We start from the raw sequence: 24563 nt of genomic DNA on the forward strand, positions 1-24563 counted from the left end.
TTTTATCATTTATCGTTTTTACGCTGCGTGAGATCTCATTTTAGAGATCCAGAACAAATTTCCGGTCAATTTGATTATTTGTTATGCGGATGGCGCATAAACCCCGTGCAAACTTTTCCGCATAACATTATTCTTGCCCGAACGGTAGATGATCCTGATTTTTAGGCTCAATCCAGCCGTAAATAATTAGATACAAAAAGTGTAATTATCGCCTTACATTCTCTCTAACACACAGAATGTTATGGGTTTTGCCCCTATGACAGAGGACAGGTAAATGGTTGATCAACAACAAGGCGATGAGCTGAAGCGCGGCCTCAAAAACCGTCATATTCAGTTGATTGCATTAGGCGGGGCCGTCGGTACAGGGCTGTTTCTGGGCAGCGCTTCCGTCATTCAGTCCGCGGGGCCGGGGATTATTCTTGGCTACGCCATTGCGGGTTTTATCGCATTCTTAATTATGCGTCAGTTAGGGGAAATGGTTGTTGAGGAGCCGGTTGCAGGCTCATTCAGCCACTTTGCTTACAAATACTGGGGCGGATTTGCCGGGTTTGCTTCTGGCTGGAACTACTGGGTTCTGTATGTTCTGGTTGCGATGGCCGAACTCACTGCCGTCGGTAAATATATCCAATTCTGGTGGCCGGAAATCCCGACATGGGTTTCTGCCGCAGTATTCTTCGTGCTGATCAACGCGATCAATCTTACCAACGTTAAAGTTTTTGGTGAGATGGAGTTCTGGTTTGCGATCATTAAAGTGGTTGCCGTGGTGGCGATGATTCTGTTCGGTGGCTGGTTGCTGTTCAGCGATACGGCAGGCCCGCAGGCAACAGTACGTAACCTTTGGGAGCAAGGCGGTTTCCTGCCTCACGGCATGACCGGGCTTGTGATGATGATGGCGATCATCATGTTTTCCTTTGGTGGCCTGGAACTGGTCGGGATTACTGCTGCTGAAGCGGATAATCCGGAAGTCAGCATCCCTAAAGCGACCAATCAGGTTATCTACCGCATCCTGATTTTCTATGTAGGCTCACTGGCTGTACTGCTTTCGCTGATGCCATGGACCCGTGTCGGACCGGATACCAGCCCGTTTGTGCTGATCTTCCATGACCTGGGGGATGCACTGGTGGCCAACGCCCTGAACGTGGTGATCCTGACAGCCGCGCTGTCGGTTTATAACAGCTGTGTTTACTGTAACAGCCGCATGCTGTTTGGCCTGGCTCAGCAAGGCAACGCGCCTAAGGCATTGCTCAATGTCGATAAACGCGGCGTTCCGGTGGCTTCCATCCTCGTTTCTGCTGCCACCACAGCGCTGTGTGTTCTGATCAACTATCTGATGCCGGGTGAGGCGTTTGGCTTGCTGATGGCCCTGGTGGTGTCTGCACTGGTGATCAACTGGGCAATGATCAGCCTTGCGCACATGAAATTCCGTCAGGCGAAACGTCGTGAAGGCGTGGAACCTAAGTTCAAAGCGCTGCTGTATCCGCTGGGTAACTATATCTGCCTGCTGTTTATGGCAGCAATTCTGGTGATCATGGCTATCACGCCAGGCATGGCGATCTCCGTGTGGCTGATCCCTGTGTGGCTGGTGGTGCTGGGCATCGGTTACTGGATCAAAAATCAGCAAAGCGGGAAATCCGTTAACGCTTAAGTTAAATAGTTAAGAGATACCCAAAATAATTCGAGTTGCAGGAAGGCGGCAGGCAAGAGAACCCGATGAACTTACTCTGGTAAGTGATTCGGGTGAAAGATGGTAGCCAACGCACCTGCAGCTCGAAGTATGATGGGTATTTGTTATCTGGCTCACATTTCCTCCCGTATGACTAAAATGTCCATCTTCATGACTCTTACCTCCTGACCACTCTGTCTCACTCCGACCAATACTCTGAGCTATCAAACAGTTTTTTAACAAAATCCTTTTATCCAATAGCCGGAGTGAACATCCATGAAGGAAGGCGCACTGTCGTTTAAAGAGAAAGTAGCGTACGGAATGGGGGATGCGGGCTGCAATATGATTGGCGGCGCCATCATGCTGTTTCTTAATTATTTTTACACCGATGTTTTCGGTTTAGCCCCCGCGCTGGTGGGGATATTGCTGTTGTCGGTGCGTGTTATCGACGCGGTAACCGACCCGATAATGGGGGCGATCGCCGACCGTACCACCACCCGCTGGGGACGTTTCCGCCCGTATTTGTTGTGGGTTTCAGTGCCGTATGTACTGTTCAGCGTGCTGATGTTCACTACACCGGAATGGAGTTACAACAGCAAAGTTATCTATGCCTTTGTCACTTACTTCCTGATGTCACTGACTTACACGGCCATCAACATTCCTTATTGCTCGCTCGGTGGCGTCATTACTGCCGACCCGCATGAGCGTGTTGCCTGTCAGTCTTACCGCTTCTTTATGGTAGGGATCGCGACACTGATCCTCTCTTCCACCTTGCTGCCGATGGCCGATTTTTTCGGTGGCGCAGACAAAGCCAAGGGCTACCAGATGTCGATGGGCGTGATGGCGATCATCGCGCTGTTCATGTTCCTGTTCTGCTTCAACTCGGTAAAAGAACGGATCCAGCCCGCAGTACCGTCAAAACACGCCTTAAAATCTGACCTTAAGGATGTATGGAAAAACGATCAGTGGGTACGCATCCTGCTGCTGACATTCTGCAACGTGTGCCCGGGCTTCATCCGTATGGCCGCCACCATGTATTACGTTACCTGGGTGATGGAAAAATCCACTTCATTTGCCAGTATGTTTATCAGCCTCGGCGTAGTGGGCATGATGATCGGCAGCGCGCTGGCAAAACCACTGACAGATAAATACTGCAAACTGAAAGTGTTCTTCTGGGCCAACATCATCCTGACCATTTTCTCCTGCGGATTCTATTTCCTCGACCCGCACGCCACGACACTTATTCTGGTGGCGTACTTTATCCTCAACATCATGCACCAACTCCCTTCCCCGCTACACTGGTCGCTGATGGCTGACGTTGACGATTACGGCGAATGGAAAACTGGCAAGCGCGTCACCGGCATCAGCTTCTCCGGTAACCTGTTCTTCCTGAAATGCGGACTGGCGGTAGCAGGCGCGATGGTCGGCTTCCTGCTCTCTGCGTACGGCTACAATGCCAGCGCAACACAGCAAAGCGACCATGCCATTAACGGCATTATGTTGTTATTCACTGTCATTCCGGGCGTGGGTTATTTCATTACCGCCGGTGTTGTACGTCTGCTGAAAGTTGACCGCGAAACCATGCGTACCATTCAGGCAGATCTGGAGATTCGCCGCCGTAATTACCGCGAACTGAATGAATATCATGACGCGAAAAATACACAAGACGCAGAAATAATCAGCGTCCCCCTGACCAGCAAGGAGCTGAAACATGAGTAATTACCCCAACCCGCTGATTGAGCAACGTGCCGATCCACATATCTGGCTGCACAGCGACGGAAACTATTACTTTATCGCATCAGTACCTGAATATGACCGGCTGGAGATCCGCCGCTCGTCAACGCTGACAGGGCTTGCTCAAGCTCCGGCTACCCTCGTCTGGCACAAGCCAGATACCGGCCCGATGAGTGCGCTGATCTGGGCACCGGAGTTGCATTTCATCGACGGACAATGGGTCATTTACTATGCGGCCGCCCCGTCACAAGAAATTGTCGATGGCTTATTCCAGCACAGAATGTATGCGCTGGTGTGTGAGGATGCTGATCCGCTCAGCGGAACCTGGCAGGAGAAAGGTCAGATCCAGACCCCGATTGACAGTTTTTCGCTCGATGCCACTCATTTTGAGCATCAGGGCAAAAGCTATTATCTGTGGGCTCAAAAAGACCCAACAATTCGCGGAAACTCCAATTTGTATCTGGCTGAAATGGAAAACCCGTGGACGCTGAAATCACCGCCCGTCATGCTCAGTAAGCCTGAACTGGACTGGGAAACTATCGGTTTTTGGGTTAACGAAGGGCCGGCCGTGATCAAACATGGTGATAAAATTTTCATCACCTATTCCGCCAGCGCTACCGACGAAAATTACTGTATCGGCCTTCTTACCGCAGATATCAACAGCAACCTGATGGATCCGGCGAGCTGGCATAAATCCCAGCGTCCGGTATTCAGTACTCAGGCGCAGAACCGGCAGTTCGGCCCTGGTCATAACAGCTTCACCCGTAATGAACAGGGCGAAGATGTGCTGGTGTATCACGCCCGCAATTACACCGAAATTGAGGGTGATCCGCTGTACGACCCGAACCGACATACGCGCATTAAAACCTTCCGCTGGGATGAGAATGGCATGCCCGATTTCGGAGAACCCGCCGCCGATAACCGTCCGCTGACGTTACAAAAACAGCACTGACAAAAAGCAAAAAGCCCGGACCATGAAAATGTACCGGGCTTTTTTAATGCGCTAAGCGTCACAAAATAGTGGATGGCAAAATGCGCTAAATCAGGGTGCCATAAATCGTCAGCAGTGCCACAACCACCAGAATGATCATCGTCACTTTACGTGCGAGACTCACGGCCGCACGAGGCGTCTGTACCGGATCAGTATGCGGGTCACGCGCCAGAGAGAACTGCGCCAGCCGTGTTAAGACCTGATATTGTGAGGAGTGAATATCGCCTAACGAAGCAAACCAGGCCGGTAAGGCTTTTTCCCCGTGACCAAGCAATGCATAAGCAACGCCAGCCAGACGAACCGGGATCCAGTCGAGAATATGCAGCAGTGCATCCACCCCGGACTGGGAACGTTTCAGTGGTGGCATGTGACGCGCCAGCCAGGTCTGATAACCCCGCAATACGGCATAACCGCCCAACGCTATCGGTCCGTAAGGCCCGCAGACCACGAACCAGAACAACGGCCCGAGATAGTAGCGGTAGTTGATCCAGAGAAGTGCATTTTGCAGCTCTCTCAGACGGGCTTCTTCACTGCAATCTGTTGGCAGCCCATGGATCAAGGCCAGCTCTTCTGCCATTTCCTTACAGGCATCGACATCACCCTGGCGGGCTGACTTAAGGTAGGCACGGTAATGCTTGCGCTTGATGCCCGCGCCAATGCACAGCAGGCATAAAATCACCCATAAGATCAGCGTTGGCACACCGAAGAAGAGCCCCTGCACAGCACGCAATACTCCCCCGATTATCACCATCCAGATAATCATGATGGCCAGGGTTTTAGCCAGAGAAGCCTGCCGGCCGCGGCGAAAAATCACCTCAAACCGATGATCCAACTGCCAGTGTTCACCCAGTTTGAATAAGCGTTCCCAAGCCAGCACCAGAAGCAAAGTAAATAACGTCATCGATTGTCACTCTCTCTTAATACATTACCCATGTAAAACAGATACCGAAGCCCGGTTAATTACCGGTCAGAAAGATCATTCTGCCCTACCGGCAACGCTAGCAGCTTGCGATAAAATGCCCAGTCGAATTCAGGGCCGGGATCGGTCTTACGCCCGGGAGCAATATCACTGTGTCCGGTAATGGCATCGGGACTGATGGGATAATGCTTAATTAACAACTCAGTAACAGAAGCCAGACTGCGATATTGTGCATCAGTAAAGGGTTGAAAATCAGTCCCTTCCAGCTCAATACCAATCGAAAAGTCATTACAGCGCTCACGCCCCCGCCAGCTGGATATACCGGCATGCCAGGCACGTTTATCAAACGGAACATATTGCACAATCTCGCCATCACGACGAATTAAACAATGCGCAGCAACGCGTAAATGGCTGATCCCTTCAAAATAAGGATCATCCAGTGGATTCAGCGTGCCGGTAAACAATTGATCAATATAAGGACCGCCAAATTTTCCAGGCGGCAAACTGATGTTATGGATCACCAGCAATGAGGGTATTTCATCTTCAGGACGGAGATCAAAATGGGGAGAAACGACCTTCCGGGCTTCAGTAATCCAGCCTTGTTTTAAGTGCATCAAAGACCTCAATGATGTGCTCGGGTGGTACTTATCACAGCAACAGGGTAGCATGTTTTTTTCTCCTTCTTATCCGCCATTTCGGAGTATTTGTATGTCTACCCGCAGCTACAGCCCTGAAAGTCGCCGCGCACAGTTACTCGAACGTATCCAGAATGATATTCCTTCTCTTGTTACTCAGGCTCTCGGCGAAGATCTGGGGGGCGAAGTCAATGCCAACAATGACTTAACAGCTCAGCTGTTGCCGCAAGATAAACAGGCTAACGCCACCATTATTACCCGCGAAGCTGGCATTTTCTGCGGTCAGGGCTGGTTGGACGAAGTCTTTACCCAACTGGCTGGCGATAAAATCACCGTCAGATGGCATGTTAAAGACGGCGATAACGTATCTGAAAACCAGACTTTATGTGAACTCTCAGGTTCCGCGCGCATGCTGCTGACCGGTGAACGTACCGCACTGAATTTTGTGCAGACCTTGTCCGGCGTGGCAACTGAGGTGAATCACTATGTGAAAATCCTTGAGGGCACCAAAACTCAGTTGCTCGATACCCGCAAAACCTTACCCGGCCTGCGTACAGCGCTGAAATATGCCGTGTTATGTGGCGGCGGAAGCAATCACCGCCTTGGTCTGGCTGATGCGTTTCTGATTAAGGAAAACCACATCATTGCCTGCGGCTCCATCAAAGCGGCCGTAGAGCGTGCCTTATGGATCCACGCGGAGGTGCCCGTTGAAGTAGAAGTCGAATCCATCGATGAACTTCAGCAGGCGTTGGATGCAGGTGCTGATATTATTATGTTGGATAATTTCACCGTGCCGATGATGCGCGAAGGCGTTATTCTGACCGCAGGCCGTGCGCTGCTTGAAGTGTCCGGTAACGTGACGGCAACAACGCTATGCGAATTCGCGGAAACCGGCGTGGATTACATTTCTGTCGGTGCGCTGACCAAGCATGTCAGAGCCATGGATCTTTCCATGCGCTTCAGCTAATCATTTCGCTGTTGCCCCCGGATTCCTTTTCAGGGGCAACACGACGTCTTTCGCTCTATTTCATCTTGCCGTACTACCCTCACATTCTCTCCTTCTGACCACCATCACTTTTTTCATTTCATCTTTGTTGTTGCGAGTCCTCGCGCAAAAATTTTGACTGCCTTGCTGGCAGACATATTTATCCTGGAAGATATCGTGGAAAAGCCAGAAATGGCACTGGAGTCAGGTTTTTTCTCCGTTTAATTTGCTGCCTGAGAAACGACAACGCAGCCTTACGAAACGGAGAACGTCATGAACCGGCAACAAGGATTTACCCTCATTGAACTGATGGTGGTGATCGCGATTATTGCGATCCTCAGTGCCATCGGCATACCCGCGTACCAGAGCTATATCCAGAAAGCAGCCATGACAGACATGCTGCAAACCATGGTGCCCTACAAAACCGGTGTCGAACTGTGCGTCATAGATACGGGGGCGCTGACAAATTGCAACGCCGGTAGTCAGGGCATTCCGGCAACGACCACCAGTCGCTATGTCAGCCAGATCCAGGTTAATTCCGGTGTAATTTCACTGACCGGTCAGCAGGCACTGGATGGCCTCAGTGTTGTGATGACGCCGGTTCCGGATAACCAGGCGGGAGGTATTACATGGAGCAGAATCTGCAACAATGCCGGTAATACCTCGATGGTTGAAGCTTGCGAAAGCATTTTCCGCTTTGACACCACAGGAGCGCCATAATGAGCGATACCCCCCTGCGCCCAGAGTCTCCATCCATTAACGACCGCCTGCAAAGTGAAGCGTCACTTGAAGCATTGTGTCAGCGCTACAAAGCCGTTGTGTTGCATCGCGACCACCAGATGCTTCATGTTGCATGCCATGAAACAGAGGCAGATTCTGAGGCGTTAAGTCAGGTACTGCGCTTTGCCACCGGCTTAAAAGTGCAGCTTGAACGCTGGCCACAAACGCGGCTGGAACAAGCTATGGAGCAAGGCAGTTCAGAAATAAAGGGAAATATCGCTGCAGAAAAACCGTTATCGCCCGCAGAAACGGATGAAAGCAATGAGCTGAATAATCAGAGTGATGCGCCAGTCATTAACATCCTCAATCAGATACTCAGACTGGCAATCACCCGCAGGGCATCTGATATACATTTTGAGCCCTACGAGCACAGTTTCCGGGTTCGTATGCGAATTGACGGAGTATTGCAGGAAGTGCCCGGCCCTGAATTTTCGATGGCAGCCGGGGTATGCGCGCGACTGAAGATTATGGGGCAGCTGAATGTGGCTGAACGACGGCTACCACAAGATGGCCAGCTCTCAGTCATGCTGCAAAAGCAGAGATACTCCATGAGAGTATCTTCCCTGCCGACCCTGCACGGAGAGAAAATCGTGCTGCGCATTCTGCACATGACTCAGCAGGATCTCTCTATGTCGCAACTGGGTTTTACGCCACGAGACCTGGACTTTTTCAAAACCGCACTGAAGCATCCACAAGGTTTAATTCTGGTCACCGGCCCGACAGGCAGTGGAAAAACGGTAACGCTTTACAGCGGCCTTCGTCACCTGAATGCCATCTCCCGCAATATTTGCAGCGTGGAAGATCCGATTGAGATCCCGGTCAGTGGCATCAATCAGACGCAGATTAACAGCAAAACAGACCTTAGTTTTGCCAGCGTCCTGCGTGCCTTATTACGTCAGGATCCTGATGTCATTATGGTTGGCGAAATCAGAGACAAAGAAACAGCCGAAATCGCCGTAAAGGCGGCGCAAACCGGGCATCTGGTCCTCTCAACCCTCCACACTAATTCTACCTGCGAAACACTGACCCGCCTCCGACAGATGGGGATTGAAGGTTTCCATATTGCCGCCAGTTTGCGTCTTGTGATTGCCCAGCGGTTGGTACGAAAATTGTGCCCGCATTGCCGCAAACCGCACATGTCGCTGGTTGAAAAAAGTGCTGATGGCATAAGCGGCCACATACCTTTATGGCTGCCTGCAGGATGCCATCAATGCTTTTCAGGCTATTACGGGCGTACCGGTATTTATGAAACGCTGAACATAACCCCCATGCTACAGCAGGCACTGGTGGCAGAGGCCAATGTGCATGAGCTGAGTAAAATTGCCCGGGAACAAGGGCAAAAGACATTGCATGAGGCCGGTATGTTGCTGGTCGAACAGGGGATCACCTCACTTGAAGAACTATATCGTGTTACCGGTGAGGGGGAAGGGGCATGAAAACTGAGGGTGACACACCTCATTCCTGGCGACTCTATCGCTGGCAGGCTATCGACACACAGGGAAGTATTCAGCAAGATCACTGTATTGAGCTGGATAAGGCCAGAATTTATCCGCAGCTTTTTGCGGCCGGTTTGCAACCCCTTAAAATCACTATGAAACAACGACTGGGAAAGCGTTTCTGGAAAAATCAGGAACGTGTTGCGTTCATCAGGCAACTTGCAACGCTGCTACAAGCCGGGTTACCACTGGTGAATGGCCTGACCTTACTGGCCAATGAACACCCGAAACCCGCGTGGCATTGTGTATTGTTAAATATCGCGAAAGGCGTTCGCGAAGGGAAACCGTTATCGGTCACATTGAATTATTATCCGGATGTTTTTCCAGATATTTACAGGCAAATAATTTCTATTGGTGAACTCACGGGACAACTGGACAAATGCTGTCTGCAACTGGCCGCTCAACAGGAACAACAGGCTGAACTAAGAAGCAAAGTGAAAAAAGCACTGCGGTATCCTCTGATTGTCAGCCTGATCGCGATAGTGGTCACGTTGCTCATGCTGACTTTAGTGTTGCCTGAGTTTGCCAAAATTTATGCTTCTTTTGATGCCGAACTCCCCTGGTTTACACGCATGCTGGTCGTTGCTTCTGATGCCATCCTCAACAGCGGCCCCTGGCTGGCGGGTATTTTGTCGCTTTTGTGTTTCGGCTACTGGCAGAAATTGCACCCGCTTAAGCATTGGAAACTACGCGAGCAGATGTTACTGCTCAGGCTACCTCTGACATCACGCCTGGTGACAGACAGTTGCCTCAGCCAGATATTTCAAACGCTGGCAATGACACAGCAGGCTGGAATGACGTTAATTGCCGGGCTCACAGCAGCATCTGCATCAATGTCTAATCTGCATTTTCAGGCTGCACTGAACCACATACGCGAGCACATCATGCAAGGAACGCCACTGCATAAAGCTTTTGTCCAGTCGCCACTGTTCCCGACCTTATGTCATCAGCTGATAAAAATCGGTGAAGAATCAGGAGCGCTGGATGAGTTATTGCTGAAACTCGCACATCTGCATCGTGACAAAGCTAACTCGCTTGCGGACTCATTGTCACAAATGATTGAACCGATACTCATGGCTGTAATGGGAGTGATTGTTGGTGGACTGGTGATTGCGATGTATCTGCCCATTTTCCAACTGGGTTCGGTGATGGGGTAAACAGAGAGGTAAAAAACGGTGAAATAGCGGCGAAACATGTTTCGCCGCTATGACTGAATCGGGCTTATTTACTGCCAAACAGACGATTTTCCTGTTCCGCGACACGGATAAAGGTTGTTCGCTTGGTCAGTTCTTTCAGACGCTCTGCACCGACATAAGTACAGGCAGAACGCAATCCACCGAGAATGTCACGCACGGTGTTTTCAACCGGGCCACGCAAAGGCAATTTGACTGTTTTACCTTCTGCTGCGCGGTATTCAGCAACACCACCAACGTGGCGTTTCATGGCAGACTCTGAACTCATGCCATAGAAGAGCATGAATTTTTCGCCATTCTCTTCAACGACGGTGCCTTCACATTCATCATGCGCAGCCAGCATGCCGCCAAGCATGACAAAATCAGCACCGCCACCGAACGCTTTTGCCACATCGCCAGGAACAGCACAACCGCCATCGCTGACAATCTGCCCGCCCAGACCATGAGCAGCGTCAGCACATTCGATAACAGCGGAAAGCTGCGGATATCCCACACCGGTTTTTACGCGAGTCGTACATACCGACCCCGGACCGATGCCGACTTTTACGATGTCCGCGCCAGAGAGAATAAGCTCCTCCACCATTTCACCGGTCACCACGTTACCCGCGCAAATGACTTTATCCGGGCAGGCTTCGCGTACACGTCGCAGGAAATCAACAAAGTGCTCGGAATAACCATTAGCAACATCCAGACAAACAAACTTCAGCAGAGGCGATAAAGCAAGAATTTGCAGGGTCTTAACGAAATCAGCTTCTGACGTCCCGGTTGATACCATGACATTACGCAGCACGGATTCATCGGAGGACGTCACGAAAGCCTGCCACTGTTCTACGGTATAATGTTTGTGTACAGCCGTAAGCAGGCCAAAAGACGCCAGTACGGTCGCCATGCGGAATGTGCCAACAGTGTCCATGTTCGCGGCAATAATCGGGGTGCCGGACCAGTTGAAACCTGAGTGTTTAAAAGTGAATGTGCGCTCCAGTTCAACTTCGGAACGACTTTTGAGGGTAGAACGTTTTGGGCGGATGAGTACGTCTTTAAAACCTAACTTCAAATCTTCTTCAATGCGCATGGCGTGTGAGTCCTGGTTTGGCGACGGGTCGCTAGGGTGCACGGCAAATTTTTACACACCCTTTCCAGTGGTTTTATCATACACAGGAAAATGACAACGGCAAGATGGCTTTTACAACCTCCATCACAGACTTTTGATTGTGCAGATTAATAATTTTTCTCATCAAAACCGGGAACACCACGGCTTGCACTTACTCATAATCTCTTTATCATTTACCTAACGAATTTTATCAGAGCACCAATATGAGCTATATCGTTGCATTGACCGGAGGTATCGGTAGTGGCAAAAGTACCGTTTCCGCAAGCTTCGCACACCACGGCGTAAGCATTGTCGATGCAGATGAGATTGCCCGTCAGGTTGTTGCACCCGGTGAACCCGCACTGCAAGAACTGCGTCAGCGATTTGGTGAAAGTATTATTTCCGCTGATGGCTCACTGAAACGTCCGGCGCTTCGTGAGCGAATTTTCAGCAATGCTGATGAAAAAGAATGGGTTAATAAATTATTACACCCCATTATTCATGCCAGAACACAATATTTGATTGCTGAGGCGCAGACGCCGTACGTACTCTGGGTCGTACCGCTGCTGATTGAAAATGGATTACAGACGCAAGCGAACCGCGTTCTGGTCGTGGATGTAGAACCCCATATTCAGCTTTCCCGGACGATGTCGCGCGATGGTATCAGCCGCCAGCAGGCTGAAAGTATTATTGCTGCGCAGATCAGCCGTGAAAAACGTCTGGCCTGCGCGGATGACATTATTGATAACAGCGGTGATCCGAAATTAATTGAACCGCGTGTTGCCCAATTACATCACCGCTACCTGCAACTTGCGGTGTGAGTAAACAGACAGGATATTGCCAAGCATGACTGATGTAGCTGCAACCGTTCTCTTTGAACATCCACTGAATGAGAAAATGCGTACCTGGCTTCGCATCGAGTTTTTGTTGCAACAGATGCATTCCAACGCACAACTCACTGATATCGCCTCTGCTCTGCTATTTTTTCGCACCGCTGCAGATTTATTGGATGTGCTGGAACGTGGTGAAGTCCGCACCGATTTACTGAAAGAGCTTGAACGCCAGCAGCAAAAATTGTCTCAATGGAAAGATGTCCCGGGCGTTGATTTAGTCAGGATCGAAGGACTGCGCGCTGAGCTTAAGCAATGCGCATCGGTATTAATGAAAGCTCCACGCATAGGTCAAGCCCTGAAGGAGGATCGTCTGGTCGCGCTGGTTCGCCAACGTCTGAGTATCCCGGGCGGGTGCTGCAGCTTTGATTTGCCGACACTGCATATTTGGCTTCATCTGGCACAGTCACAACGTGATCGTGAAGTGCAAAACTGGCTCGAAACTCTGGCTCCGCTGAATAATTCGCTGATGATGGTACTGGATCTGATCCGTCAGTCTGGCGCGTTTCGTAATCAAATCAGTTTGAATGGATTTTTCCAGGACAACGCGGAAGGCGCAGATCTGTTACGATTACGGCTCTCGATGGAAAACCAGCTTTATCCGCAAGTATCCGGGCATAAAACCCGTTATGCCATTCGCTTTTTACCCCTCGACAGTGAACATGGCGTGGTTCCCGCGCGACTGAATTTTGAACTTGCCTGCTGCTAGGAGTTGCAAATGGACCCTGAAATTATTGAAGTAAATTGCCCGACCTGTCAGAAAATCGTGGTTTGGGGTGAACAAAGCCCTTACCGCCCTTTTTGTTCCAAGCGTTGTCAGCTCATTGATCTCGGCGAATGGGCCGATGAAGAGAAACGCATTCCAAGTAAGGGGGATGTGAATGATCTGGATGACTGGAGTGAAGAAGAGATTTAATCCGTACAGCATATAAAAAGGAGCTCCGGCCCCTTTTTATACGCTTTCGAATTGTGTATACCATTGAATTCCAGGCGTAATCAGTACTGATTATTCTTGAGGGCGGTAACAATCCCTTCATTGGCGGGAGGAAACTCCTCCTCTTTCAAGCCGGCCTGCGCAACCCAGCGCTTCGGCTGCCCTTCTTTGCCATACGGCTCGCCCTGCCAGTCTTCTACCAGAAAAAAATAGAGCGTAATAATACGATCCGGAAACCGGTGCTCCAACGTTTTCAGCAACACAGGAGATTTAGCATCTATGCCGACCTCTTCCTGTAGCTCGCGAATAACGGCCTGTTCCGGTGTTTCGCCCGCTTCAATCTTACCGCCCGGAAACTCCCAGAACCCGGCCATATGTGATGATGCATCGCGCTGAGTGATAAAGATTTCTTTGCTGGCATTCCGGATAATGCCTGCTGCGATATTAAGTTGTTTAAGCGCCACAGTTCCACCTATCCGCTGACTACATTGACTGTTGTTATGAGGACTATTTAGCCAAAAATAAAGGCGGCAATTAAGCCGCCTTCAAGATTAACACGATGACTTAGCCGGAGATGTTACTTTTGCAGGCGGCCATGACATTGTTTGTATTTTTTACCGGAACCACACGGGCAGAGATCGTTACGGCCTACTTTGCGATCTCCGGAAGAAGCAAGTCGCGCTGCCTCAGCCACTTCGATTTCCTGCTGATCCTGATGGCTAAGCTGCTGCTGACGAGCCAGACGCTCAGCTTCTTCACGGCGCTGAATCTCCATCGCTTCCACTTCTTCAGGCATACGCACCTGGACTTTGCTTAGTACGCTGACCACTTCATATTTCAGGGATTCGAGCATGGCAGCAAACATCGCGAAGGATTCGCGTTTGTATTCCTGCTTAGGATCCTTCTGCGCATAGCCGCGTAAATGGATGCCCTGACGCAGGTAATCCATCGCCGCCAGGTGCTCTTTCCACAGTGAGTCCAGTGTCTGCAACATCACGCCTTTCTCGAAGTTACGCATCATTTCAGCGCCAACCACTTCTTCTTTACGGGCGTAAGATTCTTTCGCGATCTCCATGATACGTTCGCGCAGGGTTTCTTCGTGCAGTTCCGGCTCTTTATCCAGCCATTCAGAAATCGGCATTTCCAGCTCGAAATCATTCTTAAGGCGCTCTTCCAGACCTTTTACATCCCACATTTCTTCAAGGGATTGTGGCGGAATGTAACTGTCGATAGTGGCTTTGAATACATCTTCACGGATGCTGGCGATGGTTTCGCTCACATCAGACACGTCCAGTAACTCGTTACGCTGGCTATAGATCGCACGACGCTGATCACTTGCCACATCATCGTATTCCAGCAATTGCTTACGAATATCGAAGTTACGGCTTTCAACTTTACGCTGAGCGTTAGCAATGGCTTTAGTGACCCATGGATGTTCAATCGCTTCGCCCGGTTTCATACCCAGTTTACGCATCATGCCTGACACGCGGTCAGAGGCGAAGATACGCATCAGGGCATCTTCCATAGACAGATAGAAACGGGATGAACCGGCGTCACCCTGACGGCCCGCACGGCCGCGCAACTGGTTATCAATACGACGGGATTCATGACGCTCAGTACCAATAATGTGTAAACCACCTGCAGCCAGAACGGCGTCATGACGGATCTGCCATGCGGCTTTAATTTCAGCGATTTTCTCATCCGTTGCTTCTTCGCCCAGGTTTTCGACTTCAACCTGCCAGCTGCCGCCCAGCACGATATCTGTACCACGACCGGCCATATTGGTGGCGATGGTGACTGCACCTGGCTGACCCGCCTGAGCAACAATGTCTGCTTCTTTGGCATGGAACTTGGCGTTAAGGACGCTATGCGCAATGCCCGCCTTGGTCAGTTCGTTGGAAACAACTTCTGATTTTTCAATGGAAATAGTACCAACCAGAACAGGCTGACCTTTGGCAGTACACTGGCGGATATCTTCGATAATCGCGCCAATTTTTTCCATTTCGGTCATGTACACCAGGTCGGCCATATCTTTACGCACCATAGGGCGGTTCGTTGGCACAACAATGGTATCCAGTTTATAAATAGAGCTGAATTCGAACGCTTCGGTATCCGCAGTACCGGTCATGCCGGCCAGTTTTTCATACAGACGGAAGTAGTTCTGGAAGGTGATGGATGCCAGCGTCTGGTTTTCGTTTTGAATTTCGACGCCTTCTTTGGCTTCAACTGCCTGATGCAGACCGTCTGACCAGCGACGGCCTTGCATGGTACGACCGGTATGTTCGTCGACGATAATGACCTCGCCGTCTTTCACGATGTAATCAACATCGCGGGTAAACAGCACGTGCGCGCGTAATGCCGCCGTGACGTGGTGCATCAGCATGATATTAGTCGGGGAATACAGAGATTCGCCTTCATCCATAATGCCTGCATCTACCAACATTTCTTCGATCAAGACCAGGCCACGCTCGGTCAGGTGAACCTGGCGCGCTTTCTCATCAACAGAAAAATGTCCTTCACCCTGGAAGGTATCTGAATCTTCTTTTTCCTGACGGATCAGTTTAGGGATCAGTTTATCTACCCGCGTATACATTTCTGAGCTGTCTTCGGCCGGGCCGGAGATAATCAGCGGGGTACGTGCTTCATCAATCAGGATGGAGTCAACCTCATCCACCAGCGCATAGTGCAGTTTGCGTTGTACACGTTCTTCAGGGCTGAATGCCATATTGTCGCGCAGGTAGTCAAAGCCGTATTCGTTGTTTGTACCGTAGGTGATGTCTGCAGCATAAGCAGCACGCTTCGCCGGAGAAGGCATACCTGGCAAGTTGATGCCGATGCTCAGGCCAAGGAATTCAAACAGCGGACGGTTATTTTCGGCGTCACGCTGTGCCAGATAATCATTGACGGTAACGACGTGAACGCCCTTGCCACTCAATGCGTTCAGGTAAGCTGGCAGGGTTGCGGTCAGCGTTTTACCTTCACCGGTACGCATTTCTGCGATGCAACGCTCGTTCAGCACCATACCGCCCAGCAGCTGCACATCGAAGTGACGCATACCGAATACACGTTTACTGGATTCACGGACAACCGCAAAGGCTTCCGGGATCAGGTTTTCCAGTACTTCACCTTTCGCCAGGCGCTCACGGAATTCGTTGGTTTTCGCCTGCAGTTGCTCATCGGTCAGCTTTTGGATTTCAGGTTCCATGCGGTTGATCAGGTCAACCACTTTACGCATACGGCGCAAAGTACGGTCGTTACGGCTACCAAAAACTTTGGTCAATAATTTGATTAACATAGTGCTTAATATCTCTTGGAGGCCACGCAATGTAGCCAATAATTTGTTGATTTATAAATAGAGTTTAGAATTACAGTCTGTTAAATCAGAGGGGACGGACCGGCACGAATGCCTTGCACCTGTGCTAACCACAGGCCGGTTTGATACGATGAAGCAAGAGGGAGAAAAGGTTGCTGCGTCTGACGGATGATAACCGGAGGTTTTGGCTCATGGGTCAGTAAAGCATTCAGGGTCACCAGCAACGCGAGTTGCTGAACATGCAGCGGTTCAGCTTCCTGCATTTCTGCTTCCGGCTGCGCGACGGTGTAAACGACCTGCGGTGCCAAAGCAAAAGAAAGATGACGGATGACCGTGCGTAATGCATGCTGTTGCCAGTAATCTACACCGAAAGACGGGCGGCGATTCGCCTGGAGTAACGCAAGATTACTCAGCCCTGTGCTGGCGATAGTAAGACGGTTTAGGCTTGAGGATGTATTGGGAGCCGCTGGCAGTTCCGTTTGCGACAGGTTAGTGGACACGCCAAGGCTTGCCGCGACCATCCCCAACAGGAGATGCGGCCAAAAATACCTTCTGCCAAATTGTCGCCAACGATTTAGAATGCCAATCACAAGTTTACAATCCGCCGGAGCCCATCATGCGCGATAGTCGCCCACAATTATTAGATATCCTGTTCGATGACGCCTCTTCGACTGAACAAAGCCCGCTGCGTATTGTTCAACAGCGTGCGGCGGCGTTATTGAAACTCAACCGCGCAGTGAAAGGCCTGTTACCGGCACCCATGCAACCCTGGTGTCGTGTCGGTAATTATCGACAGGGAGTTTTAGTACTTGAAATAGCTAATGCCAGCTGGATGATGCGATTACGCTATGAACAACCCGCATTACTCTCTGCACTTCGAGCGCAAATTCTACCATCATTGTCATCAATCGACATCAGGATTAATCCTTCGCTCATGGCGAAAATGGAAAATGCTTCGCAGATTGCGGTTAAAAATAAAGCGAACGCGTCAGAATCTATGCCTGTCAGGCATTTGAGTGCACAAAGTGCAGAGGAATTAAGGGGACTTGCGAGCCGGAGCCCGGAGAAACTCAGAAAGGCTTTAGAACGACTGGCTGAATTGGCCGGAGAGAGTGCCAAACCAACCAGTCGTAATAAGTAATACCAAAAGTACCGATTACGCCAATACTGTAGACGGTGCTTTAAAAGCCAGTGGCATTTCAGCTTCATCCTGGAACGTGACTAATTCCCAGGCTTCCTGCTTAGCCAGTACCGCTTGCAATAACTTGTTGTTCAAGGCGTGGCCAGATTTGTAGGCGGTAAACGCACCAATAATGTTATGCCCACACATGAACAAGTCACCGATAGCATCCAGCATTTTGTGACGAACGAATTCATCTTCAAAACGCAGGCCATCTTCATTAAGCACACGGTAATCATCTACAACAATTGCGCAATCAAAGCTGCCACCCAGGCACAAACCGCGTGACTGCAGGTACTCGATATCACGCATGAAACCGAAAGTACGTGCCCGGCTGATTTGGCGAACAAATGCTTCTGCGGAGAAGTTCATCTTGTAGCGCTGAGAACTGGAATCAATCGCCGGGTGATTGAAGTCGATGGTGAAGTCCAGAGAAAAACCATTAAAGGGTTTGAACTCAGCCCACTTATCACCGTCTTCAACACGCACAGTATCTTTGATGCGCAAGAATTTCTTCGCGCTGTTCAGTTCTTCAATCCCTGCATCCATCAACAGATAGACGAAAGGTGCAGCACTACCATCCATAATAGGCACTTCCGGCGCGTCGACTTCGATAATAATGTTATCGATGCCCAGGCCTGCTAATGCCGCATTAAGGTGTTCTACCGTAGAAATGCGTACGTCATGCTCATTAACCAGGCAAGTACAGAGCATGGTATCACGCACGGATTTTGCATCTGCCGGGAAATCAACCGGTGGATTCAAGTCAGTGCGACGATAGATGACCCCGGTATTTGCCGGTGCAGGACGCAGAGTCAGGGTGACTTTCTTGCCGGTATGCAAACCGACGCCCGTCGCCTGAACGATACGTTTTAATGTACGTTGTTTGATCATCGTTTTTATCTCGCAATGTTTATCCATCCAACCGACCTAAGCATACCTTAAGGTCGGCGGGACAGTTTAGCACAAAGAGCGGAGATCCTACAATTCGGACTAGTCTGCCTGCTTACGCAGGAAGGCCGGGATGTCCAGATAGTCGGGCTCTTTATTGGATTGCGCACTTTGATCATTCACCACTTTAGCAGCAGGTTTCGTTTCCTGCGGCAACGGAGACATACCGTGCTGCTGGTAACGATGATCCATCACGGGCTGGCTGGCTGGCTTGTTAGTCACCAAAGTGATCTCAGGACGTTTGTCCATGCCGATACCGGTTGCAACCACGGTCACACGCAACTCGTCGTTCATTTCCGGATCAAGAGACGTACCGATAACCACGGTTGCGTTATCTGATGCGAAAGCACGAATGGTGTTACCCACGGTTTCGAATTCATCCAGACGCAGGTCGAAGCCAGCAGTAATGTTGACCAGAACGCCGCGCGCGCCGGACAAGTCGATGTCTTCCAACAGCGGGCTGGAGATCGCCATTTCTGCCGCTTCTTCAGCACGGTCTTCACCGCATGCCACACCAGAACCCATCATGGCATAACCCATTTCGGACATGACGGTGCGCACGTCGGCGAAGTCGACGTTCATCAAACCCGGACGGGTGATCAGCTCAGCGATACCCTGCACCGCACCTTTCAGCACGTCGTTGGCCGCACCGAAGGCGTCCAGCAGAGAGATACCGCGACCCAGAACTTTTAACAGCTTGTCGTTCGGGATAGTGATCAGAGAATCCACATGTTTGGACAATTCAGCGATACCCTGCTCCGCAAATGCCATGCGTTTTTTGCCTTCAAAGTTGAAAGGCTTAGTCACCACAGCAACGGTCAGAATACCTAAATCTTTTGCTACTTCAGCCACCACAGGCGCTGCACCGGTACCGGTACCGCCACCCATGCCCGCTGCGATAAAGACCATATCAGCACCTTCAAGCGCAGCGCGCAGGGCTTCACGATCTTCTTCTGCAGAATTGCGACCCACTTCCGGGTTCGCACCAGCACCCAGACCTTTGGTAATACCACTACCGATCTGAATAGTCTGTCCTACTGCCGTTTTACGTAACGCCTGGGCGTCTGTATTAACGGCAAAGAATTCAACACCTTCGATGCGCTCACGCACCATGTGTTCGACAGCGTTGCCACCGCCACCGCCGACGCCGATGACTTTAATCACCGCGTCATTGGTCAGTTCCATAGGTTCAAACATAGTTTCTCTCCGTTTTGTGCCTGTCGCTTCGGGATCAAAAAGCTTAACAGCATGATCCCGTTGTTAAAACATTAAAACTCTTTTCTCAGCCAGCTGTTGATTCGTTTGAACCAGTTGCCCACTGAGGCGCGTTTTTCCACTTCGGCCTCACCGCTCAGGTGAGACTCCTTCCCGTAGTGCAGCAGCCCTACAGCCGTTGAGTAGTAAGGTTCCTGCGCATAATCTGTCAGCCCGGTGATGTTCAAAGGTTGCCCGATGCGCACCTGGGTATGAAATACCCGCTGCGCACAAGCTGCCAGACCATCAATTTGTGCTGCACCGCCTGTGAGTACAATGCCAGCGGCCAGATGATGTTTTACGCCTTGCTGACGTAACTGCTCCTGCAATTGCAAAATTTCGTCGTTCACTAAATTCAGCAATTCTGTGTAACGAGGCTCGATAACTTCAGCCAGTGTCTGACGCTGCAGACTGCGTGGTGGACGTCCACCGACGCTCGGCACTTCGACATTTTCGTCTTTGCCGACAATCGATCCTAATGCACAACCGTGGCGAACTTTGATCGCTTCGGCATCGGTCGGCGGCGTTCCAAACGCATAAGCGATGTCGCTGGTGACCACGTTCCCTGCATACGGGATGACCTTAGTATGACGTAGTGCGCCGCCGGTATAAACCGCGATATCCATGGTTCCACCACCAATATCAACGACACAAACCCCTAATTCACGCTCATCTTCGGTCAGTACCGCATAACTGGCGGCCAGACCGGCAAAAATCAGCTGGTCAACTTTTAAGCCACAGCGTTCAACCGCCTTCACAATGTTCTTTGCCATATCGTTATGGCAGGTAATCAGGTGGACTTTAGCCTGCATACGCACGCCGGAAAGACCGACCGGATTTTTAATCCCTTCCTGATAATCAATGGCATATTCCTGAGGGATCACATGCAGAACCCGATGCTCATCCCGCACGCGGACTGATTTAGCGGTATGCACCACATTCTCTACATCTTCCTGCGTGACTTCCTCTTCTGAAATAGGAACCATCCCTATTTCATTCTGACAGCTAATATGTTTACCAGACAAAGCAAGGTAAACAGAGGAAATCTGGCAATCCGCCATCAGTTCAGCCTGATCGATGGCGCGCTGTACGCACTTCACCACCGATTCCAGATCATTCACGCCACCCTTGTCCATGCCCCGGGACGGGCAACTGCCCACACCGATAATATTGACCATGCCATCGGGCAGAACCTCCCCCACCAATGCGGCTACTTTTGCCGTACCGATCTCCAGCCCAACTACCAGTTTTCTGTCCGTCGACTTGATCATTGTTGTTTAGCCTGTGCCTGATTCTGTTGCTGATTACTGTTTTGCTGGTCAATAAACTCTGGAGCCCAACCCACCGACGCACCGCTGTCATAACGTAAATCGACATAAATGATGCGTTTTTTATCGGCTTGTGCCTGTTGCTGGAATCGCGGGTAAAGCTCGATAAAACGTTGTAAACGCCCCATCCGGTCATCTCTCCCCAATTCCAGCCGGACGTCATTATCCAGAGTTAACTGCCACGAGTGACGCGCACTCATTGCTACCGCTTTCAACGTGAACTTACCGGCGGCCAGCGCCTGACTCATCGTTTGAAAGCCCTGCAAAACATCCTGTTCGCTGCCTTCCGGACCGTAAAGCAACGGCATTTTTTGTTTGACCACACGCTCAGCGGGTATGCTGAAAGATTTGCCATCGGCATCAACCATATGCAGATCATTCCAGTGTGCGACCGGCACATACTCCACGAGGTGTATCTTGAGTTCATTCGGCCATTGCTTACGTACGCTGACCTGTTTTATCCAGGGTAAACGCTCAATCTGCTGCTGAATGACGTTTACATCCTGCGTCATGAACGTTCCCGGTGCCCCTAAGGACAGAATCGCCTGACGAATATCATCATTGGTCGTGTAATGCCGCTCGCCGGTGACGACTAACTGGGATAACGGCAATCGGTTTGCATCCTGCATCCAGCCGACAACGGCCCACGCACTCCATAAAATCGTTCCTACCACCAGCAGCAGAAACACGATCCCTGCCAGCTGGCCACCGTTACTGCGACGGCCGTTGCTCTCAGCCGTCTCACGCTCTCGGGTATTCAGGGCGGCTTGCGACATATCAGTCTGCCAGTTCCAGAATACGGAAAACGAGTTGCGGGAAACTCAGCCCGGCGTGTTTAGCCGCCATCGGCACCAGACTGTGACTCGTCATTCCTGGCGAGGTATTCGCTTCCAGTAAATTGAAATTGCCATCACCGTCCTGCATGACGTCGACACGCCCCCAGCCGCTGCAATCGAGCGCCTTATAAGCCTGCAACGCCAGTACAGTCAACTGCTGCTCCTGCGCTTCGCTTAACCCGCTCGGGCAAAAATATTGTGTTTCATCAGACAAATATTTTGCCTGATAGTCATAAAATGTACCGGCAGGCTGGATGCGAATTGATGGCATCACCTGATCGCCCACGATAGCCACGGTATATTCCGGGCCGCTCAGCCATTTTTCGATCAGTACGTTATCGTCATGCCTGAAGCCTTCCTGCAGAGCAGGCAGCAACTCTTTTTCCGTTGTCACTTTGCTCATCCCGACACTGGAACCTTCACGGCTTGGTTTGACGATCAGCGGCAGACCCAGTTCGGCGATTTTTGCCGCCAGAGCGCCCTGCCCTGCTTCTTCAATTTGTGAACGATGCAATGCGACAAACGGCGTAACCGGTAGCCCTAAAGCCTGCCACACCAGTTTGGTGCGGAACTTATCCATGGTAAGCGCTGACGCCATTACACCGCTGCCGGTATAAGGCAAACCGATTTGTTCCAGCAACCCCTGCATCGTCCCGTCTTCGCCACCGCGACCGTGAAGTGCGATAAAGACTTTGCTGTACCCTTCTTCCCTGAGAAGCGCCACATTAAAGGTTTTGGTATCGATGCCGTGGGCATCAACACCGGATTCGCGTAAACCTGCCAGTACCGCGGCGCCTGACTGTAATGACACATCGCGTTCTGCGGAAGTTCCCCCGAACAATACCGCTACTTTCTCAGACATGATGTTCTTCACCTTTCTTAACCGGTTGCAGCTTTTGATCAGCCAATTTACGGGCTACTCTGCCGACATTACCGGCACCCTGAACCAGAACTAAATCATCATCTTCAAGGATTTGCGCCAGACTTTCCGGCACCGCCTCAATATCAGAAACCAAAATCGGATCAAGCTTGCCGCGTGCGCGAATAGTGCGGCACAACGAGCGGCTGTCCGCGCCCGGGATTGGCGCTTCTCCGGCCGGATAGACATCCAGCATAATCAGCACATCAACCTGTGAAAGCACATTGGCAAAATCATCGTACAAATCGCGGGTACGGGTGTAACGGTGCGGCTGGAAAATCATCACCAGGCGTTTGTTTGCCCAGCCCGCACGTGCCGCTTTGATCGTGGCATCGACTTCTGTCGGATGGTGACCGTAGTCATCGACCAGCATTGCACTCCCCGTTTTACCGTTCACATTTTCCAGCGCGTACTCGCCCAGGAAATCGAAACGGCGTCCGGTACCCTGGAAGCCTGCCAGCGCACGTAAAATAGCGTCGTCGCTGATATTTTCGTCAGTCGCGACGGCGACGGCGGCCGCAGCGTTCAGGGCATTGTGACGACCCGGCGCGTTCAGCGTCACACTGATGAGCGGCAAGTCCTGGCGGCGCAGCGTAAAGTGCCCTTGCGCACCTACCTGACGATAGTTTTCGATAATCACATCGGCATCTTCGCTGAAACCGTACGTCGTCATATGACGGCCTACGCGGGGTATCAGCTCACGGATCACCGGATCATCAATGCACATCACTGCGCGTCCGTAAAACGGCAGGTTATGCAGGAAATTGATGAAGGTTTGTTTCAGGATTTCAAAGTCACCCTGATACGTATCCATATGATCTGCTTCGATATTGGTCACGATAGCAACCATCGGTTGCAGATGCAGGAAAGACGCATCGCTTTCATCTGCTTCAGCAATCAGAAAACGGCTTGAACCCAGACGCGCATGCGTGCCTGCGGCTTTCACCAGTCCGCCGTTGACAAAGGTCGGATCCAGCCCGGCCTCGGCATAAATACTGGTTACCATTGCCGTGGTCGTTGTTTTACCGTGCGTACCTGCCACGGCGATGCCGTGACGAAAACGCATCAGTTCTGCAAGCATTTCCGCACGGCGGATCACCGGAATACGGGCTTCGCGCGCCGCAACGATTTCCGGGTTATCGGATGAAATCGCCGTGGAAACCACCACCACGCTGGCATCCAGCACGTTCTCAGGGCGGTGATTAAAATAAATCGTCGCGCCCAGTGCAGTCAGTTGCTGAGTCACCGCATTCGGTGCTAAATCAGAACCGCTGATCTGATAGCCTTCATTGGCCAACACTTCGGCGATACCACCCATGCCGGCACCACCGATGCCAACAAAGTGAATGTGCCGGACACGATGCATCTCAGGCACGAAGGTACGCAGTTTCGCCAATTGTTGTGTATTCACGTTTTTATTCACTATTTCAGGTTACTGATTAATCCGTTTCTTACGGCTGGGACCATACACT

At 51.0% G+C, this 24563-nt stretch carries 23 protein-coding genes; 11 read left to right on the forward strand and 12 right to left on the reverse strand.

Annotation, left to right across the window (positions count from 1 at the left end; translation table 11 throughout):
- Positions 1-274: 274 nt before the first annotated feature.
- From aroP to ETV65_RS12655, 3 genes are all read left to right on the forward strand, one after another.
- Positions 275-1645, forward strand: a complete 1371-nt coding sequence (gene aroP, locus ETV65_RS12645; protein WP_129953179.1) for an aromatic amino acid transporter AroP — start codon at positions 275-277, stop codon at positions 1643-1645.
- Between the two features lie 294 nt (positions 1646-1939).
- Positions 1940-3382, forward strand: coding sequence for an MFS transporter (locus ETV65_RS12650; protein WP_129953180.1), 1443 nt, complete (start codon positions 1940-1942; stop codon positions 3380-3382).
- On the forward strand, positions 3375-4349 hold the full coding sequence (locus ETV65_RS12655) for a family 43 glycosylhydrolase (RefSeq protein WP_129953181.1): 975 nt from the start codon (positions 3375-3377) through the stop codon (positions 4347-4349). Before ETV65_RS12650 ends, ETV65_RS12655 begins: the two co-directional genes overlap by 8 nt.
- Positions 4350-4434: 85 nt before the next feature.
- Here ETV65_RS12655 and ampE read toward each other — a convergent pair whose 3' ends face one another.
- The gene (ampE, locus tag ETV65_RS12660) at positions 4435-5289 is read right to left on the reverse strand and encodes a beta-lactamase regulator AmpE (RefSeq protein ID WP_129953182.1); all 855 of its coding nucleotides are present in this window, start codon (positions 5287-5289) and stop codon (positions 4435-4437) included.
- 59 nt (positions 5290-5348) lie between these two features.
- Positions 5349-5921 carry a 1,6-anhydro-N-acetylmuramyl-L-alanine amidase AmpD gene (gene ampD / locus ETV65_RS12665; protein ID WP_129953183.1) on the reverse strand — a complete coding sequence of 191 codons (573 nt, stop codon included), beginning with the start codon at positions 5919-5921 and terminating at the stop codon, positions 5349-5351.
- A gap of 94 nt (positions 5922-6015) precedes the next feature.
- Between ampD and nadC the strand changes: the two genes are divergently transcribed.
- The 4 genes from nadC to hofC all read left to right on the forward strand — a co-directional run bounded on the left by nadC (position 6016) and on the right by hofC (position 10360).
- A complete protein-coding gene (gene nadC / locus ETV65_RS12670; RefSeq protein ID WP_129953184.1) occupies positions 6016-6909 on the forward strand; it encodes a carboxylating nicotinate-nucleotide diphosphorylase in 894 nt (297 codons plus the stop codon).
- 291 nt (positions 6910-7200) lie between these two features.
- On the forward strand, positions 7201-7647 hold the full coding sequence (gene ppdD / locus ETV65_RS12675; RefSeq protein ID WP_129953185.1) for a prepilin peptidase-dependent pilin: 447 nt from the start codon (positions 7201-7203) through the stop codon (positions 7645-7647).
- A complete protein-coding gene (gene gspE / locus ETV65_RS12680) occupies positions 7647-9143 on the forward strand; it encodes a type II secretion system protein GspE (protein WP_129953186.1) in 1497 nt (498 codons plus the stop codon). Before ppdD ends, gspE begins: the two co-directional genes overlap by 1 nt.
- Positions 9140-10360: a protein transport protein HofC gene (gene hofC, locus ETV65_RS12685; RefSeq protein ID WP_129953187.1), complete on the forward strand. Its 1221-nt coding sequence runs from the start codon at positions 9140-9142 to the stop codon at positions 10358-10360. Before gspE ends, hofC begins: the two co-directional genes overlap by 4 nt.
- Positions 10361-10424: 64 nt before the next feature.
- Here the strand turns inward: hofC and ETV65_RS12690 are convergent, their stop codons facing one another.
- On the reverse strand, positions 10425-11468 hold the full coding sequence (locus tag ETV65_RS12690; RefSeq protein ID WP_129953188.1) for a GMP reductase: 1044 nt from the start codon (positions 11466-11468) through the stop codon (positions 10425-10427).
- 242 nt (positions 11469-11710) lie between these two features.
- Here ETV65_RS12690 and coaE point away from each other — a divergent pair, with 242 nt between their 5' ends.
- Genes coaE through yacG form a run of 3 tightly spaced genes read left to right on the forward strand, consistent with a single transcriptional unit; the run spans position 11711 to position 13292 of the window.
- Positions 11711-12307, forward strand: coding sequence for a dephospho-CoA kinase (gene coaE / locus ETV65_RS12695; RefSeq protein WP_129953189.1), 597 nt, complete (start codon positions 11711-11713; stop codon positions 12305-12307).
- Between the two features lie 25 nt (positions 12308-12332).
- Positions 12333-13085 carry a cell division protein ZapD gene (gene zapD, locus ETV65_RS12700; RefSeq protein ID WP_129953190.1) on the forward strand — a complete coding sequence of 251 codons (753 nt, stop codon included), beginning with the start codon at positions 12333-12335 and terminating at the stop codon, positions 13083-13085.
- A gap of 9 nt (positions 13086-13094) precedes the next feature.
- A complete protein-coding gene (gene yacG, locus ETV65_RS12705; RefSeq protein ID WP_013576999.1) occupies positions 13095-13292 on the forward strand; it encodes a DNA gyrase inhibitor YacG in 198 nt (65 codons plus the stop codon).
- A gap of 80 nt (positions 13293-13372) precedes the next feature.
- On the opposite strand, the gene mutT is transcribed toward yacG, so the two are convergent.
- The 3 genes from mutT to secM all read right to left on the reverse strand — a co-directional run bounded on the left by mutT (position 13373) and on the right by secM (position 17213).
- On the reverse strand, positions 13373-13774 hold the full coding sequence (gene mutT, locus ETV65_RS12710; protein ID WP_129953191.1) for an 8-oxo-dGTP diphosphatase MutT: 402 nt from the start codon (positions 13772-13774) through the stop codon (positions 13373-13375).
- A gap of 113 nt (positions 13775-13887) precedes the next feature.
- Complete coding sequence (secA, locus tag ETV65_RS12715) at positions 13888-16605, reverse strand: preprotein translocase subunit SecA (protein ID WP_129953192.1); 2718 nt, start codon at positions 16603-16605, stop codon at positions 13888-13890.
- Positions 16606-16685: 80 nt separating this feature from the next.
- Positions 16686-17213 (reverse strand): secA translation cis-regulator SecM, encoded by a 528-nt coding sequence (gene secM, locus ETV65_RS12720; protein WP_129953193.1) that lies wholly within the window; start codon positions 17211-17213, stop codon positions 16686-16688.
- Between the two features lie 26 nt (positions 17214-17239).
- Between secM and ETV65_RS12725 the strand changes: the two genes are divergently transcribed.
- Positions 17240-17764, forward strand: a complete 525-nt coding sequence (locus ETV65_RS12725; protein WP_129953194.1) for a DUF721 domain-containing protein — start codon at positions 17240-17242, stop codon at positions 17762-17764.
- Positions 17765-17779: 15 nt separating this feature from the next.
- Here the strand turns inward: ETV65_RS12725 and lpxC are convergent, their stop codons facing one another.
- From lpxC to murC, 6 genes are all read right to left on the reverse strand, one after another.
- The gene (gene lpxC, locus ETV65_RS12730; RefSeq protein ID WP_129953195.1) at positions 17780-18697 is read right to left on the reverse strand and encodes a UDP-3-O-acyl-N-acetylglucosamine deacetylase; all 918 of its coding nucleotides are present in this window, start codon (positions 18695-18697) and stop codon (positions 17780-17782) included.
- A gap of 99 nt (positions 18698-18796) precedes the next feature.
- Positions 18797-19951 (reverse strand): cell division protein FtsZ, encoded by a 1155-nt coding sequence (gene ftsZ / locus ETV65_RS12735; RefSeq protein WP_013577005.1) that lies wholly within the window; start codon positions 19949-19951, stop codon positions 18797-18799.
- A 71-nt stretch (positions 19952-20022) separates the two neighbouring features.
- Positions 20023-21279, reverse strand: a complete 1257-nt coding sequence (gene ftsA, locus ETV65_RS12740; protein WP_009634688.1) for a cell division protein FtsA — start codon at positions 21277-21279, stop codon at positions 20023-20025.
- The gene (ftsQ, locus tag ETV65_RS12745) at positions 21276-22112 is read right to left on the reverse strand and encodes a cell division protein FtsQ (RefSeq protein ID WP_129953196.1); all 837 of its coding nucleotides are present in this window, start codon (positions 22110-22112) and stop codon (positions 21276-21278) included. The genes ftsA and ftsQ overlap by 4 nt, the downstream gene beginning before the upstream one ends.
- A gap of 1 nt (position 22113) precedes the next feature.
- On the reverse strand, positions 22114-23034 hold the full coding sequence (locus tag ETV65_RS12750) for a D-alanine--D-alanine ligase (protein WP_129953197.1): 921 nt from the start codon (positions 23032-23034) through the stop codon (positions 22114-22116).
- The gene (gene murC / locus ETV65_RS12755) at positions 23027-24502 is read right to left on the reverse strand and encodes a UDP-N-acetylmuramate--L-alanine ligase (protein ID WP_129953198.1); all 1476 of its coding nucleotides are present in this window, start codon (positions 24500-24502) and stop codon (positions 23027-23029) included. Before murC ends, ETV65_RS12750 begins: the two co-directional genes overlap by 8 nt.
- Between the last annotated feature and the right edge of the window lie 61 nt (positions 24503-24563).

Origin of the sequence: Rahnella sp. RFA10(1/100) (genome assembly GCF_004195115.1) — a bacterium.
Lineage (GTDB): Bacteria > Pseudomonadota > Gammaproteobacteria > Enterobacterales > Enterobacteriaceae > Rahnella > Rahnella perminowiae.